Source organism: Achromobacter xylosoxidans A8, from assembly GCF_000165835.1.
GTDB lineage: Bacteria > Pseudomonadota > Gammaproteobacteria > Burkholderiales > Burkholderiaceae_B > Achromobacter > Achromobacter xylosoxidans_B.
This window is the reverse complement of the sequence record NC_014640.1, coordinates 2,293,984-2,317,781: the sequence shown is the minus strand read 5'-3', so window position 1 is coordinate 2,317,781 and position 23,798 is coordinate 2,293,984. Positions and strand designations below refer to the sequence as shown.

21 protein-coding genes and 1 tRNA gene are annotated in these 23,798 nt (G+C 63.3%); 2 read left to right on the top strand and 20 right to left on the bottom strand.

What is annotated here, in order from left to right; genetic code table 11:
- Positions 1-87: 87 nt before the first annotated feature.
- A complete protein-coding gene (locus tag AXYL_RS10880) occupies positions 88-1,020 on the top strand; it encodes a LysR family transcriptional regulator (protein ID WP_013392840.1) in 933 nt (310 codons plus the stop codon).
- A gap of 13 nt (positions 1,021-1,033) precedes the next feature.
- On the opposite strand, the gene AXYL_RS10875 is transcribed toward AXYL_RS10880, so the two are convergent.
- Positions 1,034-1,627 carry a YSC84-related protein gene (locus AXYL_RS10875; RefSeq protein WP_041655386.1) on the bottom strand — a complete coding sequence of 198 codons (594 nt, stop codon included), beginning with the start codon at positions 1,625-1,627 and terminating at the stop codon, positions 1,034-1,036.
- A 325-nt stretch (positions 1,628-1,952) separates the two neighbouring features.
- On the opposite strand from AXYL_RS10875, the gene AXYL_RS34300 reads away from it, so the two are divergent.
- On the top strand, positions 1,953-2,111 hold the full coding sequence (locus AXYL_RS34300) for a DUF6726 family protein (protein ID WP_080551052.1): 159 nt from the start codon (positions 1,953-1,955) through the stop codon (positions 2,109-2,111).
- Between the two features lie 121 nt (positions 2,112-2,232).
- Here AXYL_RS34300 and AXYL_RS10870 read toward each other — a convergent pair.
- The 19 genes from AXYL_RS10870 to rlmN form a co-directional block, all read right to left on the bottom strand.
- Positions 2,233-2,311 (bottom strand) — tRNA-Ile (locus AXYL_RS10870).
- A 9-nt stretch (positions 2,312-2,320) separates the two neighbouring features.
- Positions 2,321-4,573 (bottom strand): RNA polymerase sigma factor RpoD, encoded by a 2,253-nt coding sequence (gene rpoD / locus AXYL_RS10865; protein ID WP_013392838.1) that lies wholly within the window; start codon positions 4,571-4,573, stop codon positions 2,321-2,323.
- A 768-nt stretch (positions 4,574-5,341) separates the two neighbouring features.
- Positions 5,342-7,396: a DNA primase gene (dnaG, locus tag AXYL_RS10860; RefSeq protein ID WP_013392837.1), complete on the bottom strand. Its 2,055-nt coding sequence runs from the start codon at positions 7,394-7,396 to the stop codon at positions 5,342-5,344.
- 19 nt (positions 7,397-7,415) lie between these two features.
- Positions 7,416-7,628, bottom strand: a complete 213-nt coding sequence (gene rpsU / locus AXYL_RS10855) for a 30S ribosomal protein S21 (protein ID WP_006218592.1) — start codon at positions 7,626-7,628, stop codon at positions 7,416-7,418.
- Between the two features lie 392 nt (positions 7,629-8,020).
- Positions 8,021-8,563 (bottom strand): phosphoribosyltransferase, encoded by a 543-nt coding sequence (locus AXYL_RS10850; RefSeq protein ID WP_013392836.1) that lies wholly within the window; start codon positions 8,561-8,563, stop codon positions 8,021-8,023.
- A gap of 84 nt (positions 8,564-8,647) precedes the next feature.
- Positions 8,648-9,943 (bottom strand): adenylosuccinate synthase, encoded by a 1,296-nt coding sequence (locus tag AXYL_RS10845; protein ID WP_013392835.1) that lies wholly within the window; start codon positions 9,941-9,943, stop codon positions 8,648-8,650.
- A 77-nt stretch (positions 9,944-10,020) separates the two neighbouring features.
- Positions 10,021-11,178, bottom strand: coding sequence for an ATP phosphoribosyltransferase regulatory subunit (locus tag AXYL_RS10840; protein WP_013392834.1), 1,158 nt, complete (start codon positions 11,176-11,178; stop codon positions 10,021-10,023).
- Positions 11,179-11,443: 265 nt separating this feature from the next.
- The gene (hflC, locus tag AXYL_RS10835; RefSeq protein ID WP_013392833.1) at positions 11,444-12,346 is read right to left on the bottom strand and encodes a protease modulator HflC; all 903 of its coding nucleotides are present in this window, start codon (positions 12,344-12,346) and stop codon (positions 11,444-11,446) included.
- An 18-nt stretch (positions 12,347-12,364) separates the two neighbouring features.
- Positions 12,365-13,666: an FtsH protease activity modulator HflK gene (hflK, locus tag AXYL_RS10830; RefSeq protein WP_013392832.1), complete on the bottom strand. Its 1,302-nt coding sequence runs from the start codon at positions 13,664-13,666 to the stop codon at positions 12,365-12,367.
- Positions 13,632-14,738 (bottom strand): GTPase HflX, encoded by a 1,107-nt coding sequence (gene hflX / locus AXYL_RS10825; protein WP_013392831.1) that lies wholly within the window; start codon positions 14,736-14,738, stop codon positions 13,632-13,634. Before hflX ends, hflK begins: the two co-directional genes overlap by 35 nt.
- Positions 14,739-14,822: 84 nt before the next feature.
- Positions 14,823-15,059, bottom strand: coding sequence for an RNA chaperone Hfq (gene hfq, locus AXYL_RS10820; protein ID WP_006218585.1), 237 nt, complete (start codon positions 15,057-15,059; stop codon positions 14,823-14,825).
- Between the two features lie 156 nt (positions 15,060-15,215).
- A complete protein-coding gene (gene hisC / locus AXYL_RS10815) occupies positions 15,216-16,289 on the bottom strand; it encodes a histidinol-phosphate transaminase (protein ID WP_013392830.1) in 1,074 nt (357 codons plus the stop codon).
- 3 nt (positions 16,290-16,292) lie between these two features.
- Complete coding sequence (gene der, locus AXYL_RS10810) at positions 16,293-17,645, bottom strand: ribosome biogenesis GTPase Der (RefSeq protein WP_013392829.1); 1,353 nt, start codon at positions 17,643-17,645, stop codon at positions 16,293-16,295.
- Between the two features lie 25 nt (positions 17,646-17,670).
- Entirely contained in the window at positions 17,671-18,828 is a 1,158-nt protein-coding gene (gene bamB / locus AXYL_RS10805; protein WP_013392828.1) for an outer membrane protein assembly factor BamB, read from the bottom strand.
- Positions 18,829-18,833: 5 nt separating this feature from the next.
- Positions 18,834-19,472: a YfgM family protein gene (locus AXYL_RS10800; RefSeq protein ID WP_013392827.1), complete on the bottom strand. Its 639-nt coding sequence runs from the start codon at positions 19,470-19,472 to the stop codon at positions 18,834-18,836.
- A gap of 3 nt (positions 19,473-19,475) precedes the next feature.
- Complete coding sequence (gene hisS / locus AXYL_RS10795; protein ID WP_085947857.1) at positions 19,476-20,762, bottom strand: histidine--tRNA ligase; 1,287 nt, start codon at positions 20,760-20,762, stop codon at positions 19,476-19,478.
- Between the two features lie 54 nt (positions 20,763-20,816).
- Positions 20,817-22,103, bottom strand: coding sequence for a flavodoxin-dependent (E)-4-hydroxy-3-methylbut-2-enyl-diphosphate synthase (gene ispG, locus AXYL_RS10790; protein ID WP_013392825.1), 1,287 nt, complete (start codon positions 22,101-22,103; stop codon positions 20,817-20,819).
- A gap of 16 nt (positions 22,104-22,119) precedes the next feature.
- The gene (locus AXYL_RS10785; protein ID WP_013392824.1) at positions 22,120-22,614 is read right to left on the bottom strand and encodes a helix-turn-helix domain-containing protein; all 495 of its coding nucleotides are present in this window, start codon (positions 22,612-22,614) and stop codon (positions 22,120-22,122) included.
- Positions 22,611-23,765 (bottom strand): 23S rRNA (adenine(2503)-C(2))-methyltransferase RlmN, encoded by a 1,155-nt coding sequence (gene rlmN, locus AXYL_RS10780; RefSeq protein WP_013392823.1) that lies wholly within the window; start codon positions 23,763-23,765, stop codon positions 22,611-22,613. Before rlmN ends, AXYL_RS10785 begins: the two co-directional genes overlap by 4 nt.
- Between the last annotated feature and the right edge of the window lie 33 nt (positions 23,766-23,798).

Here is a 23,798-nt window from a genome sequence, read left to right as displayed (position 1 = left end):
GGCAGATAAACGGACCCGAGGGCAAATCACCTTTAACTTTCCGCGTGGGAATGGCTAAGATGGCGTGCACCCATCAGCCCGAGCGCCATGTACATCCTCATAGACCATCTCAAGCATGTTCTGAATTTCGTGCGGGTCGCGGACAGCGGTAGTTTCACGGCCGCGGCTCACCGGCTCGACATCTCAACCGCGTCGGTGAGCAAGAGCGTTTCACTGCTTGAAGCCAAGCTGGGCGTGAAGTTGCTCAACCGCACCACGCGCAACCTGTCGCTGACGGACGACGGCGAATTGCTGCTGCAGCGTTGCCGCCATATCCTGCTGGAAGTGGAAGCCGCCGAGGCCGAAGTAACGGGAGCGAGCGAGAGTCCGCGCGGCAAGCTGCGCGTGCATGCGCCGGTCGGGTTGGGCAGAAAGGTCATCATGCCTGCGCTGCTGTCGCTAACTGCGCGCTACCCGGAACTATCGATCAACGCCGATTTCAGCGACCGCATTCCCAATCTGGCTGAAGAGGGACTGGATGCGACCATACGGATCGGCGTCACTGCGGATTCGCGTGTGATCGCCAAGAACTTGTCGCAACTGCGCTACGTCACGTGCGCCAGCCCCGCCTATCTGGCCGCGCATGGCACGCCGACTACACCCGCCGAACTGGAACGGCATAACTGCCTGGCCTACGTCCAATGGCAGACCGGCCGATATCACGAATGGGATTTCCAGAAAGGCGATGAGCGCTACACGATCACGCCCGGCGGCAATCTGAACGTAAACCATCCGGAAGCCATCCTGGATGCCGTGGTGGCCGGCGCGGGCATCGCCCGCATGGCCAGCTTCATTGCAGAGTCCGCCGTCATGGACGGACGCCTGAAACTGGTGTTGACCGACTGGATGGCGCCTGGCGCGCCGGTCCAGCTGGTCTATCTGCCGAACCGGCACCTATCGCCGCGCATCCGCGCTTTTGTGGATGCAATGACGCAGGCCATGCCTCCCCAATTGCCTTGGGAAAAGGCCATGGGCCTGTAACTGCGCGCGCCTGCTACAACAACAGCGGCGAAATCTTGCTGCCGTCCACCGACACTCCGGCCATGAGACCGCCGTTGTTCAAGACGAAACCGACGATGGGTTGTTGCGCGGTGTTGGTATCGATGCTGCCGTTGACGCCCACGTTGGCCACCGCCACCGTCGCGTCCGCCCCGACCGTCCAACCGCTGCTGGCGCGGAACTTGGCCAAGGCATCGTCCGTCATGAACAACACCACCATGGCCTTGGACTGGGCGCCAGCCTGCAAGCCAATAGAACCGCCCGTGATGCTGTAGTAGCCGGTATCCGAACCGCTCACGCGCAGCACGCCGGACCCATGCTGGGCTCCCACGATGAAGCTTGCACTCAATACGCCCGGGAACACCAACACCCCGCGCGCGCGTTCGACCAATTGCTTGGCCTGCGACGAAGATTGATAAAGCTTGCTCAGGGTGGCGTCCGCGGCGGTATCGAGTTCCTGCCGCTTTTCCGCAGCCGTGGCCGAGGATTGAGCGGTGGTCGTGGTGCAGCCGGTAAACAACAAGCCAGCCACGCCGAGCATCGCGGCGATCACGCCCGCTCGGCCTGCCTTGGGAAAAGTATCAAGCATGTAGCGCTCCTTCTTTTTGTTGGACGCCCTTCCGGGTACGCCCGGAAAGAACATCACCATCCTACCCGGGATTTCCCGGCTCTGGCGCCATGCAAACGGGGTCCGCGTTACCTCCTGTTCCAAGGCGAGCAAGTGTCATTACACTTGGCCAGCATTTCCCCACTAATTGGCGCGGCGACACATAGCAGAATGCCGCCTGCGCAATGCAGCGTGCACGTTTTCTTCATATGGGAATCGGCGTCTGAACATGGTCGAAATAGACTCCGTGCGACACCGCCAGCCTTTTATCGGGCTGCGCCTTGATCAATCAATTCGAACACGTCCAATGAAGTGGCTTTTGATTTCAATGCTGTGCATATCCGCTTCCGGTTGCGGCGTAGCGGCCGCCCCCTGCCGTATTGCGTCTGCGGCCATCAAGATCGTGCCCGTCGTCGGCGACGTCGCCGCAGCGCCAACGGATGCTTGCGCGGAAGTGATCGATTGATTGTTGCGACCGTGCGGCGGATCGGGCAAATAGCTGGAGCCGCATCTGCGCGCCGGTGAATCAAGATATCGGATGCACAAGAAAAACGGGTCTCGGATTGCTCCGAGACCCGCGTCTTTCTTGGTAGGCCCCCCGAGAGTCGAACTCGGCACCAACGGATTATGAGTCCGCTGCTCTAACCAGGCATGAGCTAGAGGCCCTAAAAACGATTACTGCCCTTCCAGGAAGCTCTTCAGCTTATCGGCCCGGCTGGGGTGACGCAGCTTGCGCAGTGCTTTCGCCTCTATTTGGCGAATGCGCTCGCGCGTGACGTCGAATTGCTTGCCCACTTCTTCCAGGGTCTGGTCCGTGCTCATTTCGATGCCGAAACGCATGCGCAGAACCTTGGCTTCACGCGGGGTGAGAGAGTCTAGCACTTCCTTGACCACATCGCGCATAGAACCGTGCAAGGCCGCGTCGGAAGGCGCCAGGGTGGACGTGTCTTCGATGAAATCACCCAGGTGCGAGTCGTCGTCGTCACCGATGGGCGTTTCCATGGAGATCGGTTCCTTGGCGATCTTCAGGATCTTGCGGATCTTGTCCTCGGGCATGTCCATCTTCTGCGCCAGGGTCGCGGGATCCGGCTCGGCGCCGGTTTCCTGCAGGATCTGGCGGCTGATCCGGTTCATCTTGTTGATCGTTTCGATCATGTGAACCGGGATACGGATGGTGCGCGCCTGGTCGGCGATGGAACGCGTGATGGCCTGACGGATCCACCAGGTCGCGTAGGTCGAGAACTTGTAGCCGCGGCGGTATTCGAACTTGTCCACGGCCTTCATCAGGCCGATGTTGCCTTCCTGGATCAGGTCCAGGAACTGCAGGCCGCGGTTCGTATACTTCTTGGCGATCGAGATCACCAGGCGCAGGTTGGCCTCGGTCATTTCGCGCTTGGCCTTGCGGGCCTTGGCTTCGCCAGTGGCCATGCGCTTGTTGACGTCCTTCAGGTCCTTCAGCGGCAGCACGACGCGCGTTTGCAGGTCGATGAGCTTCTGCTGCAGTTCCTGCACGGCGGGAATCTGGCGCTCCAGCGTTTCGGCGTACGGGTGGCCGGCAGCCACTTCATCGACGACCCACTGCATGTTGGTTTCGTTGCCCGGGAACACCTTGATGAAGTGCGTGCGCGGCATGCCGGCACGGTCCACACACGTGTGCAGGACGGCGCGCTCGAGCTGGCGCACTTCCTCGACCTGCTGGCGCAGCGTATCCGCCAGTTTCTCGACCATCTTGGCCGTGAAGCGGATGCCCATCAGTTCGTTCTGGATGGATTCCTGGGCGCGCACGTAGACGTCCGACTTGTAGCCGTCCTTCTCGTACGAGTGGCGCATTTTTTCGAACTGCTTGCCGACTTCGTCGAACTTCGCCAGGGCCTTCACGCGCAGGTCTTCCAGCTGCTTGCTGGACATGCCGCCCGCGGGGCCGTCGTCGCCTTCGTCTTCCTCGGCGGTGACGCCGGCGCCGGCGTACTCTTCGCCGTCTTCCGGATCGACCAGGCCGTCGACCACTTCGTCGATCTGGGCCTGGCCTTCGCGCACGCGCAGGATATGGGCCAGGATCTCGTTGATCGTGGTCGGGCAGGCCGAGATGGCCATGACCATGTGCTTCAGGCCGTCTTCGATGCGCTTGGCGATTTCAATTTCGCCTTCGCGCGTCAGCAGTTCCACCGAGCCCATTTCACGCATGTACATGCGCACGGGATCGGTGGTGCGGCCGAAATCGGAGTCCACGGTGGTCAGCGCGGCTTCGGCTTCGTCTTCAACGTCGTCGTCGTTGGAGGCCACCGGCGCGTTTTCGCTCATCAGCAGCGTTTCGGCGTCGGGCGCCTGGTCGTAGACCGCAATGCCCATGTCGCTGAACGTGCTGATGATGCCGTCGATCGCTTCCGCGTCGACCAGGTCGTCAGGCAGATGGTCGTTGATTTCGCCGTAGGTCAGGTAGCCGCGGTCCTTGCCCAGCTTGATCAGCTGCTTCAGGCGGTTGCGGCGCGCTTCGTATTCTTCGGGCGTGACGGGGCCGCGGGCGATCAGATCCTTGGGATCGGCCTTGCCGCGCTTGCCGCCGCGCTTGGGCGGCTTCAGATCGGGCAGGACTTCGCCCTCGCCGTCCATCGAATCGTCGAAGCCGTCGGCATCATTGTTGGCGTTCTTGGCGGGACGGCCCGGGCGGCGTCCGCTGGGCACGGGGCGCGCGCTGCCCACGAGGTCGGCGAGCTTGTCTTCGGCCTTCTTGGCGCGAGCCTTCGTCACCTTCTCGGGCTTGTCAGCCGCGGCAGCCTTGGTCGCCTTCTTGGCGGCGGGCTTGGCGACCTTCACCGCCGTCTTGGCGGGCGCCTTTTCCGCTGCCATGCTTACGACGCGCTTGGCCGTGGTGGCCTTGGTTTCGGCCGCATCAATTGCAGAGGAGGATTTGCCGGTGGATTTGGTCATAGTCGCTTCCGTGGTCGTCGCAACCCGTTCGGGCATGTTGCACCGCATGAAGCCGCCTTGGACGGGCAGCCCAACACGGCGGTTATACGGGTAAAACTGGTGAATCGGCGGAGACCACACGGCTGCGTTGTTCGCAGCGCTGGCTCTTGCGAGCCCGCTTGGCGCCGTTCCGGTGCGATACCGTACTTGCGCGTTGCGTGCATGGCCTCATCCTGCGGGGGCTTGCGCGCGTCGGGGGGGCTGTCTGCCTATAAATAGGCTTTGCTTGCTTATCGGGCCTTGGCCCCAAGCAGCTGAGTAGACACAGCACCCAAACCACTAACGCTACGCGGAAACGCCCGCCGCCGAACTGCTTGATTCACCGCTCAGCTATATTAATTAACTATGTAACAAATTTGACGCGCGCATCCGCTTTTATTTCTGCCGTTGCGCGCCTGGCGTTCCATTTCTGGAGCGCCCGCCGCGTCCGGATCGCAGGTCCCGCGTCAAACCCTATACATCCATTAGATTCCAGCATCCGGAATAGATTCCGTCTGCCAGACGCATTTCGTATTGCCCACGGATTGCAGCACCAGGATTACTACCAAATTCAGCAAGAATTAAGCAGAAATCGACTGCACACACCTCAATTCGCGAGCTCACCAGGCCAAAACCTTGTCTAAGTTCGGCGTCCCGCAACGGGTACCGCGCCGCACAAACAACTGCCTGCCCCAGCCCCACCGGCCAAAAATGCGCTATGCCGGCGGACAACCTTTGATTTTAGCGCATTTAGCGCACACCGGCACCTTTCAGCACGGCCATGCGGCTGGAAAGCTCCAGATAGCGCTTGCGCGCTTCTTCCGTGGTCAACCCCGCCGCAGCGAGTTTGGCGATCTCCAGCTTGGCCGAATCGAACTCGATGCGCCTCAAGGCATCGTCCCATTCCGTTTGCGGGTCCGGCAGGTCTTCCTGGGACAGGATATCGGCCCGCAGCCCCTTGAGCACGGTGGCCAGATCCGAATCCGGATCCGCCGCCTCCAGCAGCGCGCCGACATGACGGGCGCCGCTGGCTTGCGCCAGCATGATCAAGTCTCTTACAAGACCTAGATGGGGGCCATGGTCGATGACTTCAAGCTGCTGGTCGCCCATGGAGTCAACCAGCTCAGGGTGCGCCAGCAGCAGGCCGAGCAGGCGCTTGGCCAGCGACGGCATGGTGCGGCGACCCTCAAAGCCGCCGACGTCGTTGTCGCGCTTGCCTTTCCAGTTGCCTTTGCCGCCTTTCCAGTCGCCCTTGCCCTTCCAGTCGCTTTTGCCCTTCCATTCCTGTTTGCCGCCGCCGCGCTGACCGCCTCCGCCGCCAAAGTCGGAACCCTGGGACGGCAGATGGACCTGGTCCGCGTAATCGGACTCATCGGCCGGAATATCATGAAAATCGTGACCGGCGAAGTCGTAGCCCATGTCTGAATGGCCGGGCTCATGCTCCCGCCCGGATGCCGCGACAGCATCCCCTCCCGCCGTGCCGGATTTGGGCGCGGGCGCGAAAGGTTTGGCAGGCTGCTGAGCCAGCACCTGAGCCATTTCCTCAGGCGTCAGTTGAACCAGTTTGGCCATTTCCCGTTCGATCTGCACGCGCAGTGCGCATTCGGGAATGGCCGCCAGCAAGGGCTTGGCTTCGTGCAGGCAACTGGCACGCCCTTCGGCTTCGTTCATGTTGTGCCGCGAAGCCAACTCATCCAGCAGGAAGCGGGAGAGCGCCACGGCGTCCCCCAGGCATGCGCGGAAGGCTTCCGCGCCCAGTTCGCGCACATACGAGTCGGGATCGTGCTCCGAGGGCAGGAACAGGAAGCGGATCGCAATATCGTCGCGCAGCACCGGCAGACAGGCCTGCAAGGCGCGCCATGCGGCACGCCGGCCGGCGCCGTCGCCGTCGAAACTGAAGATAACCTTATCGCTGGCACGCAACAGCTTCTTGACATGGTCCGGCGTGGTGGCCGTACCCAGCGTCGCCACCGCGTTGGCGATGCCTTGCTGGGCCAGGCCGACCACGTCCATGTAGCCTTCGACCACAATGACCTGACCTTCCTGGCGTATGGCCAGGCGCGCCTCCCACAGCCCGTAGAGCTCATGCCCCTTGGAGAACAGCGGGGTTTCAGGCGAGTTCAGGTACTTGGGTTCGCCCTTGCCGATGATGCGGCCGCCGAATCCGATGAGACTGCCCCGCGCGTTGCGGATCGGAAACATGACCCGTTCCCGGAAGCGGTCGTAACGGCGCCCATCCTCGGATTCGATGACCAGCCCGGACTCGACCAGGACGGGGTCCTCGTAGTTCGGGAAGACTTGCGACAAGCCGTGGCGGTCGGTGCCCGACCATCCCAGGCCGAAATGGGCCGCGATTTCACCCGTCAGGCCGCGCTGCTTCAGATAGCGGATCGCTGCGGGCGATGCCCGCAACTGCTTGAGGTAATGGGCCTGAGCGGCATCCAGCACCTGCGTATGGCGGGATTCCTCGGCCTTGCGGCGCGCGGATTCCTGCTGCTGGCGTGGACTGCGGTTTTCTTCGGGGACCGTCATTCCCGCCGATGCCGCGAGCGTGCGCACGGCATCGGGGAAACTGGCGCCCGTGTGTTCCATCAGGAAGGTGATGGCGCTGCCGTGCGCTCCGCAACCAAAACAGTGATAGAACTGCTTGGTGGGGCTGACAGTGAACGAGGGACTTTTTTCGTTATGAAAAGGGCACAGGCCAAGCAAGTTGGCCCCGCCCTTTCTCAACTGCACGTATCGCCCGACTATGTCGACGACGTCGACTCGGGCGAGCAAATCCTGGATGAATGATTCTGGAATCAATAGATTCGGGAATCAAAAATCAATACAGGCGCGGGGGCAGTTGTTGGCTACGGATGCGCTTGTAGTGGCGCTTCACAGCGGCGGCGTGCTTGCGCTTGCGCTCAGCCGTGGGCTTCTCATAGAACTCGCGCGAACGCAGCTCGGTGAGCAAACCGGTCTTTTCGATGGTGCGCTTGAAGCGGCGCAGAGCGGCTTCAAACGGTTCGTTTTCCTTCAGTCGAACGATAGGCATAAAGTGATTGGCCTGCTTGTAGGGTAACAAAAGTTGATGACAAACCTGGCTTGCTTACCAGCAACGCTGCGCGGGTCCAGGTACGCGTAAACGGCCTCGTCGATACCAAAATCATACCAACAGAGACAGATACCGCGAACGGGGAACCTTGAAAGCGCAACCCAGGCGCCGGACGCTGGCTTCAGTGCTGCCTGGCAGCCCTGAACCGCAGATCCCATCCTGGATTTCCGCTGGCTGTTTCCGTTACCCAAAGACTACCCAGAGAGTAACAAGCCAAGTTCGGTTTAGCGATAACCAGCGATTCTAGCATGGTCATGGCCATTTTGACTACTAGGGGGGACAGTCTGGCGCCCTGGGCAGCCAGAATGCCCTCTCCCGCCGGAAAAGCAAGCTCAGCTCTTGGAACCCTTGCGGATCCAGGCCTCGAGCTGATGCGGACGCAGGCTGTCGTAGTCTTCGAAAGGCTGATGAATCCAGGGATTGGTCGGCAGCTTGTCGACGTAGTAATCCGGCGTCGCCTGGGAATGGCCCTTCCACCACAGCACCGCGCTGCGCAGCTCGGTGATGTCGGCGAATTGGCTCTTCAGATGATCGAAGACCTTGTTGAAGGTCTTGCCGGTATCGACCATGTCGTCCACCAGCAACACCCGCCCGGACAACGTGCCGCGCGTGATGGTGATGAACTGGGCGATATCCATGTCGCCTTGCTTGGTGCCGGCCGCTTCGCGATAGCTGCTCGTGGCCAGGATACCCAGCGGCACATCAAAAATACGGGACATAACATCACCGACGCGCATGCCGCCGCGCGCCAGACAAAGAATCTTGTCGAACTTCCAACCCGATTGATGCACCTGCAAGGTAAGGCGCTCGATCAGGCGGTTGTAGTCGTCCCACGTCACCCACAGATGGCTGTCATCATTGGTCGGCGTGCTCATAGGCAAGCATCTCCTGCTTAATAAATACGAAAAGGCCGCCGCCGGTATGAGACCGGCGGCGGCCTTGCGAATAATAACCCGATGTCAGCCCTTCAGGGGATGACGCAGCACAATGGTTTCGTTGCGGTCGGGACCGGTCGACACCAGATCTATCGGGACGCCGCAGACTTCGGCCACGCGCTCCAGGTAGCGACGGGCCGCCTCGGGCAGCTTGTCGTACTCGGTGATGCCGACGGTGGATTCGCTCCAGCCCGGCAGTTCTTCCAGCACCGGTTGCGCCTGCGCCACGGCATGCGCGCCGTAAGGCAGCACATCGCGGAACTCGCCGTTGACGCGATAACCGACGCCCAGCTGGATGGTTTCCAGGCCGTCCAGCACGTCCAGCTTGGTGATGCACAGGCCGGTGATGCCGTTCAGGCGGACCGAGCGCTTGAGCGCCGCGCCGTCGAACCAGCCGCAACGACGCGGACGGCCCGTAACGGAACCGAATTCCTTGCCGATCGTGGCCAGGCGGGTACCGATCTCGTCGACCAGCTCCGTGGGGAACGGACCCGAACCGACGCGGGTCGTGTAGGCCTTGGTGATACCCAGGACGTAATCCAGCTGCTGCGGACCGACGCCTGCGCCGGCCGAGGCCGCGCCAGCAACGCAGTTGCTGCTGGTGACGAAGGGATAGGTGCCGTGGTCCACGTCCAGCAAAGCGCCCTGCGCGCCTTCGAACAGCAGGCGCTTGCCTTCCTGTTGCATGGCGTACAGGTTGCTCGACACGTCCTTGACCATCGGGGCGATGGCCGGAGCCAGCGCCATGGCCTGGTCGCGCACTTCATTGGCGGAAACCGCCTCGGCGCCCAGGTACTTGGTCAGCACGAAGTTGTGGTAATCCAGCACTTCGGCGAGCTTTTCGTCGAACAGCGCGGGATTGAACAAGTCCTGCACGCGCAGCGCGCGGCGGGCGACCTTGTCTTCGTACGCAGGGCCGATGCCGCGACCGGTCGTGCCGATCTTGCCGTCGCCCTTGCGCGCTTCGCGCGCCTTGTCGATGGCAACGTGGTACGGCAGGATCAGCGGGCAGATTTCGGAAATCTGCAGGCGCGAACGCACGTCCAGACCGGCGGCCTCAAGCTCTTCGATTTCCTTGAGCAGGGCTTCGGGGGACAGCACGACGCCGTTGCCGATGAAGCAGGTGACGCCAGGATGCATGATGCCCGACGGGATCAGGCGAAGAATCGTCTTCTTGCCGTTGATCCACAGCGTATGGCCGGCATTGTGACCGCCTTGGAAGCGGACCACGCCCTGGACGGATTCCGCCAGCCAGTCGACGATCTTGCCCTTGCCCTCGTCACCCCACTGGGTGCCGATTACGACTACGTTCTTGCTCATGTTACGAATCAATATCGAGTTTCTCGGGAAATCCGGAAATCTCCCCGCGGGCCCTCTCGTTGCCGAGAGGGAGTTAGTCACAGCGTTCTGACCGTCCAGGCGCCATCCTGCAGCGCCAGCTCGCGATCGCAAACGAATTCGTCCTGATCCTGCTCGTGACCGGGCAATACCTGAACGACAATTTCCCCCGACCGGCGCAGGCGGCGCACCGCCTCGGTCAGGGCGGGGGCTTGCCCCCAAGGCGCGCGAACCGCACGCGCCCTTTCCGCCGGCGGCAAACCCGCCGCCAGCTTGCGTAAATCAAGACTGAAGCCGGTGGCGGGACGGGCCCGGCCAAACGCACGGCTGACATCGTCATAACGGCCGCCGCTGACCAGCGCATCGCGCCAGCCTTCGGCATACAGCGCGAACTTCACGCCGGAATGGTAGCCATAGCCACCCACGTCGGCCAAGTCCACGCCGAAAGCCACATTGGGCATGGCGTCCACCACCAACTGCAGCGCGTCCAGAGCCGCCACCACGCCCGGCAACAAGGGCAGTTCGCGGCGCGCTTCCTTCAGCACTTCCGGCCCGCCGTACAGCTTGGGCAGCAATTGCAGGGCCTTCAGGGTCTCTGTACGCAGGCCGGGAGCCCGCTCAGCCAATTCGCCCAACCCCGGGACGTCCTTCTCGCGCATCAGCAGGATGACGTCCTGCGACAAGGCCGCGGCCGCCGGATCGGATTCCAGCAGCGCGCGCAGCACGCCCGGATGGCACAGATCCAGACGCGGGTTGCGCACGCCGGCGATCGCCACCGTTTCCAGCACCAGCTGGATGATCTCCAGGTCGGCCTCGAAGCCGGCATGGCCGTAGATCTCGGCGCCGATCTGCAGCAACTCGCGGCTGGACAGCAGGTCCGCCGGGCGGGCATGCAGCACGTTGCCGCAATAGCACAGACGGGTAACGCCGGCGCGGTTCAACAAGTGCGCGTCGATGCGCGTGACCTGAGGAGTCATGTCGGCGCGCACGCCCAGCGTGCGACCAGACAGTTGGTCGACCAGCTTACAGGTGCGCAGATCCAGATCGCTGCCGGTGCCGGACAGCAATGAATCGATGTATTCGACCAGGGGCGGCGCGACCAGCTCGAAACCGTAAGTGCGATACAGATCGAGAAGTTCGCGGCGCAATTCCTCGATGCGCCGGGCCTCTGCCGGAAGTACGTCGGCAAGGCTCTCGGGCAGCAACCAGTTACCCATGAATGTTTACCTGAATAACGCCAAATGATGCGTGGGCGTCGCCCAAACGAAAAAGCGGCTGAGGGGGCGTAAGCCCGCTCAGCCGCTGCGGAATGTTTTCTAGCTTACGGGGTATTGTACATGGTTCAGCGGCGAGCGCCACCCGGACCTGCCCTGGGCAAGCAACCGTCCCTTATTGCACAACGACGAGCCAACCGCCGCAACCGCCAGCAAAAAGCCCCTTGGAAATCCAAGGGGCTTTTCGTTCCGCGTTACCGCAGCCGCATCACTTGGCCGGCACGGTGACCGGCGCCAGCGCGTCGCCGGTGGGATCCTTCATGAACTGGAAGAAGCTGGAGCTGGGGTCGACGACCAGCACGTCGCCCGGCTTCGAGAACGAAGCGCGGTAGGCTTCCAGGCTCTTGTAGTACGTGTAGAACTGCGGGTTCTTGCCATAGGCCTGCGAATAGATCGCAGCAGCCGCGGCGTCGCCCTCGCCCATGATGCCCTGGGCCTTGGCGTAGGCCTGGGCCACGATCACTTCACGCTGGCGGTCGGCTTCGGCGCGGATCTTTTCGCCTTCGGCGGCACCGATGGAACGCAGCTCGTTGGCGACGCGCGTACGCTCCGCTTCCATGCGGCGATACACCGATTCCGAAATCTCCGGCGCAAACTCGATGCGGCGCAGGCGCACATCGACGATCTGCACGCCCAAGGGCTCGGCGCGCTTGGCGACGTTGGTCAGGATCTCGGCCATGATCTTGTCGCGTTCGGTCGAAACCACGTCGCGCACCGTACGCACGTTGACCGAGGCGTTCAGCGCGTCGCGGATCAGCGCCTGCAGGCGCTCCTGCGCCACGCGCTCATTGCCGCCGGTGGACACGTAGTACTGGCGCGGATCCGCAATGCGCCACTTGACGTACGAATCGATCAGCAGGTTCTTCTTTTCGGAAGTCTGGATGCGTTCGGCTTCGTTGGTTTCGATGGTCAGAATGCGCTTGTCGAGCGTCACGACATTCTGGAACGGAGGCGGCGCCTTGAAGTAAAGGCCGGGTTCGTTGATGGTCTTGCGCACTTCACCCAGCGAGAACACCAGGGCGTAGTCGCGCTCGCGCACGACGAAGACGCAGGAAGAAAGGGCGGCCAGCACGATGAGCAGGCCGACCAGGATAGGCATGAGACGTTGCATGATCAGGACTCCTCCGGGTTAGCGCGACGTACGGTCGCGGGGCAGCGTGTTGCTATTGCTGCTGCCGGAAGACTGAGGCACCGGCGCGGCGCTGCCGCGCGCCGGCGACTGGGCGGGCGGGCTGGCGAGCGTGGGCGAACCCGAACCGGCGACACCGGACTTGCTGGCGTCCTGAGCGGCCAGATGCATGATCTTGTCCAGGGGCAGATACAACATGTTGTTGTTGCTCTTGGTGTCGACCATGACCTTGCTAGCGCGCGTGAAGATCTCCTGCATGCTTTCCAGATACATACGCTGGCGCATGACCGCCGGCGACTTCTCGTATTCACCAAGGATGCTGGTGAAGCGCGAGGTATTACCCTGGGCATCGCCGACGACCTTAGCCTTGTAGCCTTCAGCCTGTTCGGTCATGCGGGACGCCTGGCCACTGGCCAGCGGCACGACCTGGTTGGCGTAGGCCTGGCCTTCGTTGATCTGGCGCTCGCGGTCCTGGCCTGCCTTGACGGCGTCGTCGAACGCGGCCTGCACCTGTTCGGGCGGCTGCACGTTCTGGATGGCGACGGTGCTGACCTGCACGCCGGTCTGGTAGCGGTCCAGGATCTGCTGCATCAGGGTCTGCACCTGCGTGGCGACCGTGGTGCGGCCCTCGTAGAGCACGAAGTCCATCGACTGCTTGCCCACGACTTCACGCATGGCCGTCTCCGACGCCTGACGGACCGATTCATCGGGGTCGCGCGTCATGAAGAGGTAATCGGGCGCGCCGTCTGCACGCAGGCGGTACTGGACGACGAACTGCATATCGACGATGTTCTCGTCCGTCGTGAGCATCAGCGCTTCGGGCAAGACCTTGTTGCGCGCGCCGCCGCGGAAGCCGACCTCGAACGTGCGCAGCTGCGACACGTTGACCATTTCGTGGCTCTGGATGGGATACGGCATGCGCCATTGGAAACCGGCTTGCGACGTCGACTTGTACTTGCCGAACTGTGTCACAACCGCGACCTGGCCTTCTTGCACGATGTAGAAACCGCTGGCCAGCCAGATGCCGGCCGCGACCAGGGCGATCACCCCCAGGCCGATGCGCGCACCACGCGGCGATGGCGGCGTCATGCCGCCACGGTTGCCAGGGCGGTTATTGCCGCCCCCGCCCTTGCGCCCGAACAGCGATCCGATGCGATTGTTGAAATCGCGCCAGACCTCGTCCAGGTCGGGAGGGCCGTCTCCGTTGCCTTGAGGCCGCTTGGGCGGCGGCTCGGAGCCATTGTTGTTCCCACGACCCCAGCCGGGGTCATTCAGATTGAAGAGTTTGATAATTCGCGGCATTGTTTCCCACAATCTGTCCGGTTTCCGCAATTGCCCCGCGCAACGCATCCAAACCGGCGCGCTCGGTGGCGCTTACAAATACTCGCGCAATCGTACCATGTGCATCGCGTTCCACCCTTGGCTCCAATCCGGCCAGATCTATCTTGTTGTAGACCAGAATGGTGGGAATCGAGGCCGCGCCGATTTCGGCCAGGACCTTGTTCACCTCGAAAATCTGCTCGTCGCGCTGCGGGCTGGCGGCATCGACCACATGCAGCAGCAGATCGGCATGCACGGTTTCTTCCAGGGTGGCGCGGAATGCCGCGATCAGGCCGTGAGGCAGGTCGCGGATGAATCCGACCGTGTCAGACACCACCACCGAACCCGCCCCTTCGATCCAGATGCGGCGCGTGGTCGTATCCAGGGTGGCGAACAGCTGGTCAGCGGCGTAGCTGTCGGCGCGCGTCAGGGCATTGAACAAGGTGGACTTGCCGGCGTTGGTGTAGCCGACCAGCGACACCGACAACGCGCCGCCACGGGCGCGCGCCCGACGCTGGGTCACGCGCTGGCGTTCGACCCGGTCCAGCCGCTCCCGCAGCACCTTGACCTTGGCGCCGATGATGCGTCGGTCCATTTCGAGCTGGGCCTCACCTGGCCCGCGCATGCCGATACCGCCGCGCTGCCGTTCCAGGTGGCTCCACATGCGGGTCAGGCGTGTGGCCAGATGCTGCAGTTGCGCCAGTTCGACCTGGAGCTTGCCTTCGTGGCTCTTCGCGCGCAGCGCGAAGATGTCGAGGATGAGGGCAACCCGGTCCACCACGCGCAGATTGAACGCGCGTTCCAGGTTGCGTTGCTGAGCGGGGGACAGCGGCTGGTCGAAAAGGACGATGTCGGCCAGCAAGGCCTGGGCCATCGCCACGCCCTCATCGGCCTTGCCTGAACCGATGAAGAATTTGGCGTCGGGCCGGTCGCGCCGAGCCGTCAAGGTGCCGACGACTTCCGCGCCAGCGCCCTTGGCCAGCATGGCGAATTCCTCGGCATGGGCCGCGAAGTCCGGATCTCCCAGATCCACGCTGATAATCAGAGCGCGCATACATGCACCATATTGGAGCCAAAGCGAAAATGCCCGCCGACGAGTACCGTCCGGCGGGCAATAAAAGGTAAAGCTAGAGCGAGATTACTCAGCAGGGACTTCCACCTGAAAATTCACGGCACGCGCGGGAACGACGGTCGAAATGGCATGCTTGTAGACCATTTGCGTGACCGTATTGCGCAGCAGCACCACGTACTGGTCGAAGGATTCGATTTGCCCTTGAAGCTTGATGCCGTTCACCAGGTAGATCGACACGGGCACATGGTCCTTGCGCAGCGTGTTCAGGAACGGATCTTGCAGAGTTTGCCCTTTATTGCTCATTGGCCAGGCTCCATTTGTTTGTTATTGAGTGGTGGCGTACTTCTGTACTGGTGGCATACGCCGAAACTTGTACTCTACAGGGTTTTCCCGGCCCGTGCTACTTGGCCGGGAAGCAAAAGTGACACCAGAGTTTTCCGATTGGAAAGCTACCGCCGCTCAAGCCTGCAAGACCTCCGCAAGCGCCTTCAGCAGCAGCTCGCACTGCTCGTCGGTGCCCACGGTAATGCGCAAAAACTGGTCGATGCGTTCCTGGCGGAAATGGCGCACGATGATGCTGCGTTCGCGCAAGGCGGCAGCCAGATCCGCAGCGTCCTTGGAGGGGTGCCGCGCGAACACGAAATTCGCGGCCGAAGGCAGCACCTCGAAGCCCAGCGATTCCAGAGCCGCCGTCATCCGCGACCGGGTTTCGATCACGGCCTGGCGCGTCTGCTCAAAGTACTCCACGTCTTCCATGGCCGCCACCGCGCCCGCCGATGCGAGGCGATCGATGGGATAGGAGTTGAAACTGTTCTTTACACGCTCAAGTCCATCGATGAGCTCGGCGCTGCCCACTGCGAAACCGACGCGCAAGCCTGCCAGCGAACGCGACTTGGACAGCGTTTGCACGACCAGCAGATTGTCGTAGCGGTCCACCAAAGGAATGACGGACTCTCCGCCAAAATCCACATAGGCCTCATCCACCACGACGACCGCGTCGGGGTTGCCGGCGACGATGCGTTCGACTTCCGCCACGCCGAGGGCGCGGCCGGTGGGGGCATTGGGATTCGGAAAGATGATGGCACCTGCCTGCCCCTTGCGGCCTGGCAGATAGTCCTCGACGTCGATGCGGAAGTCGGACGTCAGCGGCACCGTTTCGTACTGGATGCCGTACAGGCCGCAGTAGACCGGATAGAAGCTGTAGGTGATGTCCGGAAAGCGCAACGGACGCTCATGCTTCAACAACGCCAGGAACACATGCGCCAGCACCTCGTCGGAGCCGTTGCCCACGAAGACCTGGCCGGGCTGCACGCCGACCGTGCCGGCGATGGTCTGCCGCAGACGGTCGGACGCAGGGTCCGGATAGAGCTTCAGCGTGTCATCGCAGGCCGAGCGGATCGCGTCGAGCACCCTGGGCGACGGGCCGTAGGGATGCTCGTTGGTGTTCAACTTGACCAGATTCTGAAGCTTGGGCTGCTCGCCCGGCACATACGGACTGAGCGTCCCGACCACGGGACTCCAGAAGCGGCTCATGGATCAGTTTTCCTGCGCGTAGGGGTTGTGCGAAGACTTGAATTCGATGCGCAGCGGCGTGCCGGCCAGGTCGAACGCATTGCGGAAGCGCGTTTCCAGATAGCGGCGGTAGGAATCCGGAATAGCGTCCAGCGCGTTGCCGTGGATGACGACCAGCGGCGGGTTCTGCCCGCCCTGGTGCGCATAGCGCATCTTCGGACGGAATATGCCCTTGCGGGGCGGCTGCTGCTGCTCGACCGCGGTCTGCAGCTCGCGCGTCAGCTTGGGCGTGGACAGCTTGGCGAACGCCGCGGCATGCGCCGCGTTGATGGACTTGAGCAGGGGCTTCACGCCCTGCCCGCGCAAGGCCGAAATGGTATGCATGCGCGCGAAAGACAGGAAACGCAGCTTGCGCTGGAACTCGCGTTCGATGCGTTCCTTGGCTTCGCCGTCCAGGCCATCCCACTTGTTGATGGCCACGACCACGGCGCGCCCCGTTTCCAGCACGAAGCCGGCAATGTGGGCGTCCTGCTCGGAGATTTCGGTTTGCGCGTCCAGCATCAGCAGCACGACGTTGCTGGCCTCGATGGCCTGCAGCGTCTTGATGACGGAGAACTTTTCGACCGCCTCGAACACCTTGCCGCGCTTGCGCAGGCCTGCGGTGTCGATCAGCGTATAGCGACGGCCATCCCGCTCGAAGTCGATTTCGATGGCGTCGCGGGTCGTGCCCGGCATGTCGAACGCGATCACGCGCTCTTCGCCCATCAAGGTGTTGATGAGCGTGGACTTGCCCACGTTGGGACGGCCGACGATGGCCAGCTTGATGCGGTGGTCGTGCTCGCCCTCTTCGGGCGACTCTTCTTCCGCAGGCGGCTCGGCCAGGTCCTGCAGGGCCAGTTCGATCAGGTCGACGATACCGTCGCCGTGCGCAGCCGAGATGGGATAGGGCTGGCCCAATCCGAGTTCATGGAATTCGGAGATGGCCGAGCCGGCGCCCATGCCTTCCGCCTTATTCACCGCCAGCAGCACGCGCTGCTGGCCGGATTTGCGCAGCAGCTGGGCGATTTCGTGGTCATGGGCATTGATGCCCGCGCGGGCATCCACCAGGAACACCACGACGTCGGCCTCGGCGATGGCTTGCCGGGTCTGGCGAGCCATCTCCAGCAGGATGCCGTCCTTGGCGACGGGTTCGAAACCACCGGTATCGATGACGATGAAGGGGATCTCGCCTACCCTGCCCTCGCCGTAATGGCGATCGCGGGTCAGGCCGGAATAATCGGCCACCAGCGCGGCGCGCGATCGCGTCAGGCGGTTGAATAGGGTCGACTTCCCAACGTTGGGACGGCCGACCAGGGCGACGACAGGCTTGAAAGACACGGTGTAAGGCTTTGTTCTATAGGTTTTAGTTGGCGCCGATCAGGACGAGGTTGCCATTGCCCGTCTGGATCAGCACTCCCTGGGAAGTGGTCTGCGGCGGCGAAATCACCGGGCCTCCACCTACCGACAGGCGGGCCATCAGGCTGCCGTCGCTGCGCGACAGGAAATGCACATAGCCATCCAGGTCGCCCACTGCCAGCGCGCCACCCAGCATAGCCGGAGCGGTGACCTGGCGGTTCTTCAGCGCTGCCTGCTTCCAGACATTGCCGCCATTATCCAGCGCAAACGCATTGACCACGCTGTTCTGGTCCGCCGCATAGGCGAAACGCTCGTCCAGCGACAGGCCGCTGACGCTGGAGAAATCCTTGGCCCACAGCGGACGGCCGCCGGCCGTGACGTCGAAGCAAACGATACGTCCCTGATAGGCCACGCCGCAAAGCAGGTTGCCCGCGATACGAGGGGCGCCGACCACGTCGGTCAGGCGCTCCAGGTCGCTGGCGCCGCGCGGCGTCGCCACGGTGCCTTCCCATTGCACGTTACCACTGTTGAACGCGATAGCCATCAGCTTGCCGCCCGGCAGGCCGGTAATGACCAGGCCTTCGGCCAGGACCATCTGCGACACGCTGCGCAGGGCCAGCGAGGGCCCCGGGCGCTGCACGTTCCAGACGCGTTCGCCGCTGTTGGCGTCGAAGGCCTGGATGCGGTAGTCGCCGCTGCGAACCACGACGATGCCATAGCCCACCACGGGCGGGATGGTCACGTCGCTGGTGGCGCGGACTTTCCACTTCACCTTGCCGGTGTCGTCGAAGGCGATGACGTCGCCGTTGGGCGAGGCCACGGCGGTGGTGGTGCCATCGCTGCCGGCGCCGGCGGACAACTTGCCGTCGACGCTGGCCTTCCAGATGGCGCGGCCGCTTTGCAGGTCGAACTTGCCAACCGAACCGTCAGGCGTGGCGGCGTAGATGGCGTCGCCCAGCACGGTGGGCGCAAAGCCCAGTCCCGAGCCGCTGCCGACCGACACGCTCCAGACCTGGCGCACGGACATGCCGGCCTTGTATTCGGTCAGGGGCGCGGGATCGTAGCGGCCGTCATCATGGGAAAACATGCCGCATCCGCCCAGGGCGAGCAAGCCCGCCAGGCAAACGGCGCCACGCCACGTACGACCAGGTGCAAATTTACGCATTACAGTCACGCTCCGCTCAGGGCATCCAGTTTCAGTTGCACAACCTGGGTCAGGGGATTGGCCGTACCCAGGCCATCAATGGCGCTTTGCCACGCAGCGCGCGCTTCTTCGCGCTTGCCTTGCGCGGCGAGAATGTCGCCGCGGCGATCCGCGAACAAGGCGGCGAAAGCTGCCGGCGGATTGTTCAGTTGCGCCAAGGCGGCATCGTATTGCTTCTGGTCCAGCATCATGCCAGCCAGGCGCAAACGCGCCACGGCTTGCATGGACGGGTTCTTGCCCTGGGCGGCCAGCCATTCCAGCTGCTCGCGGGCGCCTGCGTCATCCTTCTGGGCCTGCAGCGCCTGGGCTGCCACCAGGGCGCCGCGCGTGGCGTAGCCGGTGGACGGATATTGCTCGCGCAGCGTGGCTGCGGCGGTCTTGATGCGCACCGAGGAATCGGCGCCGCCCAGGCGGGCCGCGTCTTCCAGCGCTTCGAAGTAACCCATGGCCTGGTTGGCGCGGTGCGATTGATAGGCCTTCCAGCCCCACCAGCCGCCCCAGGCCAGCGCAACCGCCGCCACCAGCGTGACCACCAGCGTGCCGTAACGCGCCCACCACGCCTTGATAGCGTCGAGTTTTTCCTGTTCTTCCAGATCGTATGCCATGCATTAACCCTTGTTATTCAATACGTCGGCCAATCCCGCCAACGGGACTTGCTGTTGGGCCGTTTCGCCCTGCGCGTCGGCGCGCAGGAACTTCACGCTGGCCGTCTGCGCGGCCACTTCATCGGCGCCAAGAATAACCGCAACCCGGGCGCCGCTGGCGTCGGCGCGCTTGAATTGCGACTTGAAGCCTGCCGAACCCGCATGCACGACGACCGACAGGCCGGCATCGCGCAGGTCTTCGCCAACCCGGGCGGCCAGGCGTTGCGCCTCTTCGCCCTGGTGCACGACATAGACGTCGCACTCTGCTTGCTGTTCGACCTGCACGCTCTGCTCCCAGAGATCCAGCAGGCGCTCCATGCCGATCGCGAAGCCCACCGCGGGTGCGGACTTGCCACCCAGCAGTTCGATCAGGCCGTCGTAACGGCCGCCGCCGCACACGGTACCCTGGGCGCCGAGGCGGTCGGTGACCCACTCGAACACGGTCAGGTTGTAGTAGTCCAGCCCGCGCACCAGGCGCGGATTCAGGCGATACTCGATACCGGCGTCGGTCAGGCGCTGGCACATGCCATCGAAGTGCGCGCGCGATTCCTCGCCCAGGAAGTCGAACAGGCGCGGCGCGCTGTCAGCCATTTCCTGCATGGCGGGGTTCTTGGTGTCCAGGACGCGCAAGGGATTGCTGTACATGCGGCGCTGGCCATCTTCGTCCAGGATGTCGCGGTGCTTTTCCAGGTGCTCGATCAGCGCCGCGCGGTGGGCGGCGCGTTCGGCTGGCTGGCCCAGCGAATTCAGCTCCAGGCGCACATCGGTCAGACCCAGCAACTTCCACAGGCGCGCCAGCATGACGATGAGCTCGGCGTCCACGTCGGGACCGGCGAAGCCCAGGGCCTCGACGTCGATCTGATGGAACTGGCGATAGCGGCCGCGTTGCGGACGCTCGCGGCGGAACACGGGACCGATGGAATAGACGCGCTGCGGGCGGTCGTAGAGCAGATTGTGTTCGATGGACGCGCGCACGATGCCAGCCGTCATTTCAGGACGCATGGTCAGCAGTTCTTCGTCGGGCCCGTCGGCGAAGGTGTACATCTCTTTTTCGACGATGTCGGTGACTTCGCCGATGCCGCGCGCGAACAGGCGCGTATGCTCAAGCACGGGCGTACGCACATTGCGATAGCCGTAGCCGCGCAGCCAGCCGCGCACGATTTCCTCGAATTGCTCCCAGCGGGCGCTCGCCCCCGGCAACAGATCATTCATGCCGCGTATCGCGGCGACTTTCTGGAAAGCTTGAGTCATCTTGATCATGCCGCATCGCGCGCCGGCAAGCGCGCTAGCGGCCACACCCTTACTTTAATGAGAGGCAGGCGCGCCATAGCGGCGCGCAACGTAGTCTTCAACGATGGCCTGGAACTCTTCGGCGATATGGTCGCCCTTGAGCGTGACCGTGCGTTCGCCGTCCACGAACACCGGCGCGGCGGGTACCTCGCCGGTGCCCGGCAGGCTGATGCCGATATCGGCATGACGGCTTTCGCCCGGCCCGTTGACCACACAGCCCATGACCGCGACGTTCATGCTTTCGACGCCGGGATACTGGGCGCGCCAGAGCGGCATCTGGCGGCGCAGGTAGGTCTGGATGCTATCGGCCAGTTCCTGGAAGAACGTGCTGCTGGTACGGCCACATCCCGGGCAGGCCACGACCATGGGCGTGAAGGCGCGCAACCCCATGGTCTGCAGAATTTCCTGCGCCACGATGGCCTCGCGGCTGCGGTCGCCGCCAGGTTCGGGCGTGAGCGAAATACGGATGGTGTCGCCGATGCCTTGCTGCATCAGCACGGCCAGCGCGGCGGTGGAAGCCACGATGCCCTTGCTGCCCATGCCGGCTTCGGTCAGGCCCAGATGCAGCGGGTAGTCACAGCGCGCGGACAGGTCGCGATACACGGCGATCAGGTCCTGCACGTGGCTGACCTTGCAGGACAGGATGATGGCGTCGCGCCGCAGGCCGAGTTCTTCGGCGCGCTGCGCATTGCTGATGGCGGACACGACCAGCGCGTCGCGCATCACGGCTTGCGCTTCCCAGGGCTGGGCGCGCAGCTTGTTCTCGTCCATCTTGCGGGCCATCAGCTCGTGGTCCAGGCTGCCCCAGTTCACGCCGATGCGCACCGGCTTGTCGTAGCGGCAGGCCACCTCGATCATCTGCGCGAAATTGTCGTCGCGCCGCTTGCCCCCGCCCATATTGCCCGGGTTGATCCGGTACTTGGACAGCGCTTGCGCGCAATCGGGAAACTGCGTCAGCAACTTGTGGCCGTTGTAGTGGAAGTCTCCGACCAGCGGCACGTTCACGCCCATGCGGTCGAGTTGTTCACGGATGGCGATGACTTCGCGCGCGGCTTCCGGGGTATTCACGGTGATGCGCACGAGCTCGGAGCCGGCCTGAGCCAGCTCCTTGACCTGAATCGCGGTGGCGATGGCGTCCGCCGTGTCGGTGTTGGTCATGGACTGGACCACGACCGGAGCGTCGCCGCCGATCTTCACGACGCGATCACCCCACTTCACCGCCACCGAACGCGTGGCGCGGCGCTCAGCCGCCCCCACGGAGGGAGGCGGGGCATCCTGGCAAGGCAGAGAAGATTCTTGCATCGGTGGAACCGGGTTGTTACTTGGTCGACTTCGGCAGCCAGTCGGACGGCAGCCAGTGCTGCGGCAACCAGCCTTGCCAGAAGGCATACGCCACGCCGGCGGCCAGCACCAGCACGATGGCGATGAGCCAGCCCCAGGAGGTCGACGACGAGCGCTCGTCGTCGGCGCCGGACTGGGGAATGGAGTGCGCCGAATGCAGAGCGCCCGGGCTGAGCTTCACCGGACCGGTGACACGCGCCTTGGGATCCAGCGAATCGACGATGGCCTGCGAATCCGCGCCCAACAGGCGCGCGTAGTTGCGTACCAGGCCTCGCAGCGAAACGCCGGTGGGCAGGTTTGCCCATTGCTCGTTTTCGAGGGCTTCGATCTGCTTCGTGGAAAACTTGATGCGGCTGGACACTTCGTCGAGCGACCAGCCCTTGGACTGGCGCAGCGCGCGCAATGCCGAGCCGATGCCACCCACAGCGCCTGCGGGCGTTTCTGAAACTGCAGAAGCGAAATCCTGCGTCATGCGTGCACCTGTTTAATTGGTATGGTCTGGCGCTGTGCAGCGTTCCGTTCGGTGATCCGGGTACGGTCGCGCACTTCTCCGGCCAGTTGGCCACAGGCCGCATCGATATCGTCGCCCCGGGTCTTGCGCACGGTGGTGATGATGCCGGCGTCCATCAGACGCTGGGCAAACACCTTCACCCGCGCCGAGTTCGAGCGCTTCAGGCCGGACTCGGGAAAGGGGTTGAACGGAATCAGATTGAGCTTGCAGCGCAGCTGGCGTGCAATTTGGATCAGTTCCTTGGCGTGCTGGTCGGTGTCATTGATGCCGTCCAGCATGCAGTATTCGAAAGTGATGAAGTCGCGCGGGGCGAACGCCAGATAGCGTTCGCAAGCAGCCAGCAGCTCCTTCAGCGGGTACTTCTTGTTCAGCGGCACCAGCTCGTCGCGCAGCGCATCGTTCGGTGCGTGCAGCGAAACGGCCAGCGCCACGGGACAGTCCTGCGACAGCCGGTCCATCATGGGGACCACGCCGGAGGTGGATACGGTGACGCGGCGGCGCGACAAGCCGTAGGCGTTGTCGTCCAGCATCAGGCGCAACGCGGGCAGAACCTGGTCGTAGTTGAGCAGGGGTTCGCCCATGCCCATCATGACCACATTGCTGATGACGCGGGTGTCTTCGGTAGCGCGGGCACTTTCCAGGCGGGCGGTGCCGATGTCGGCCTCCAGCACGCGCTTGGCCCACCACAGCTGGCCGATGATCTCGCTGGTCTTCAGGTTGCGGTTGAAGCCTTGGTGCCCGGTCGAGCAGAAGCGGCAGTTCACCACGCATCCGGCCTGGCTGGAAATGCATAGCGTGCCGCGGTCGTCCTCGGGAATGAAGACGGTCTCGATGGCATTGCCCTGCCCCACATCGAACAGCCACTTGCGGGTGCCGTCGGTCGAGCGCTGCTCGATGTTGACGGGCAAAGCCTCGATGCGGCAATGCTGCGCAAGCTGGCCGCGGAAGTCGCGGGCCAGGTCGGTCATGGCGTCGAACGAATCGGCGCCGCGCTGGTGCATCCAGCGCTGCAACTGGCGAGCCCGAAACGGCTTGCCGCCCCACTTTCCGACCAGTTCGGACAGGGCGGAGCCGTCTAGCCCCAGCAGATTGATTCGTTCGACGGTTTCCATGACCTGGGTAACACTAAAAAGCTAGAACAGAAG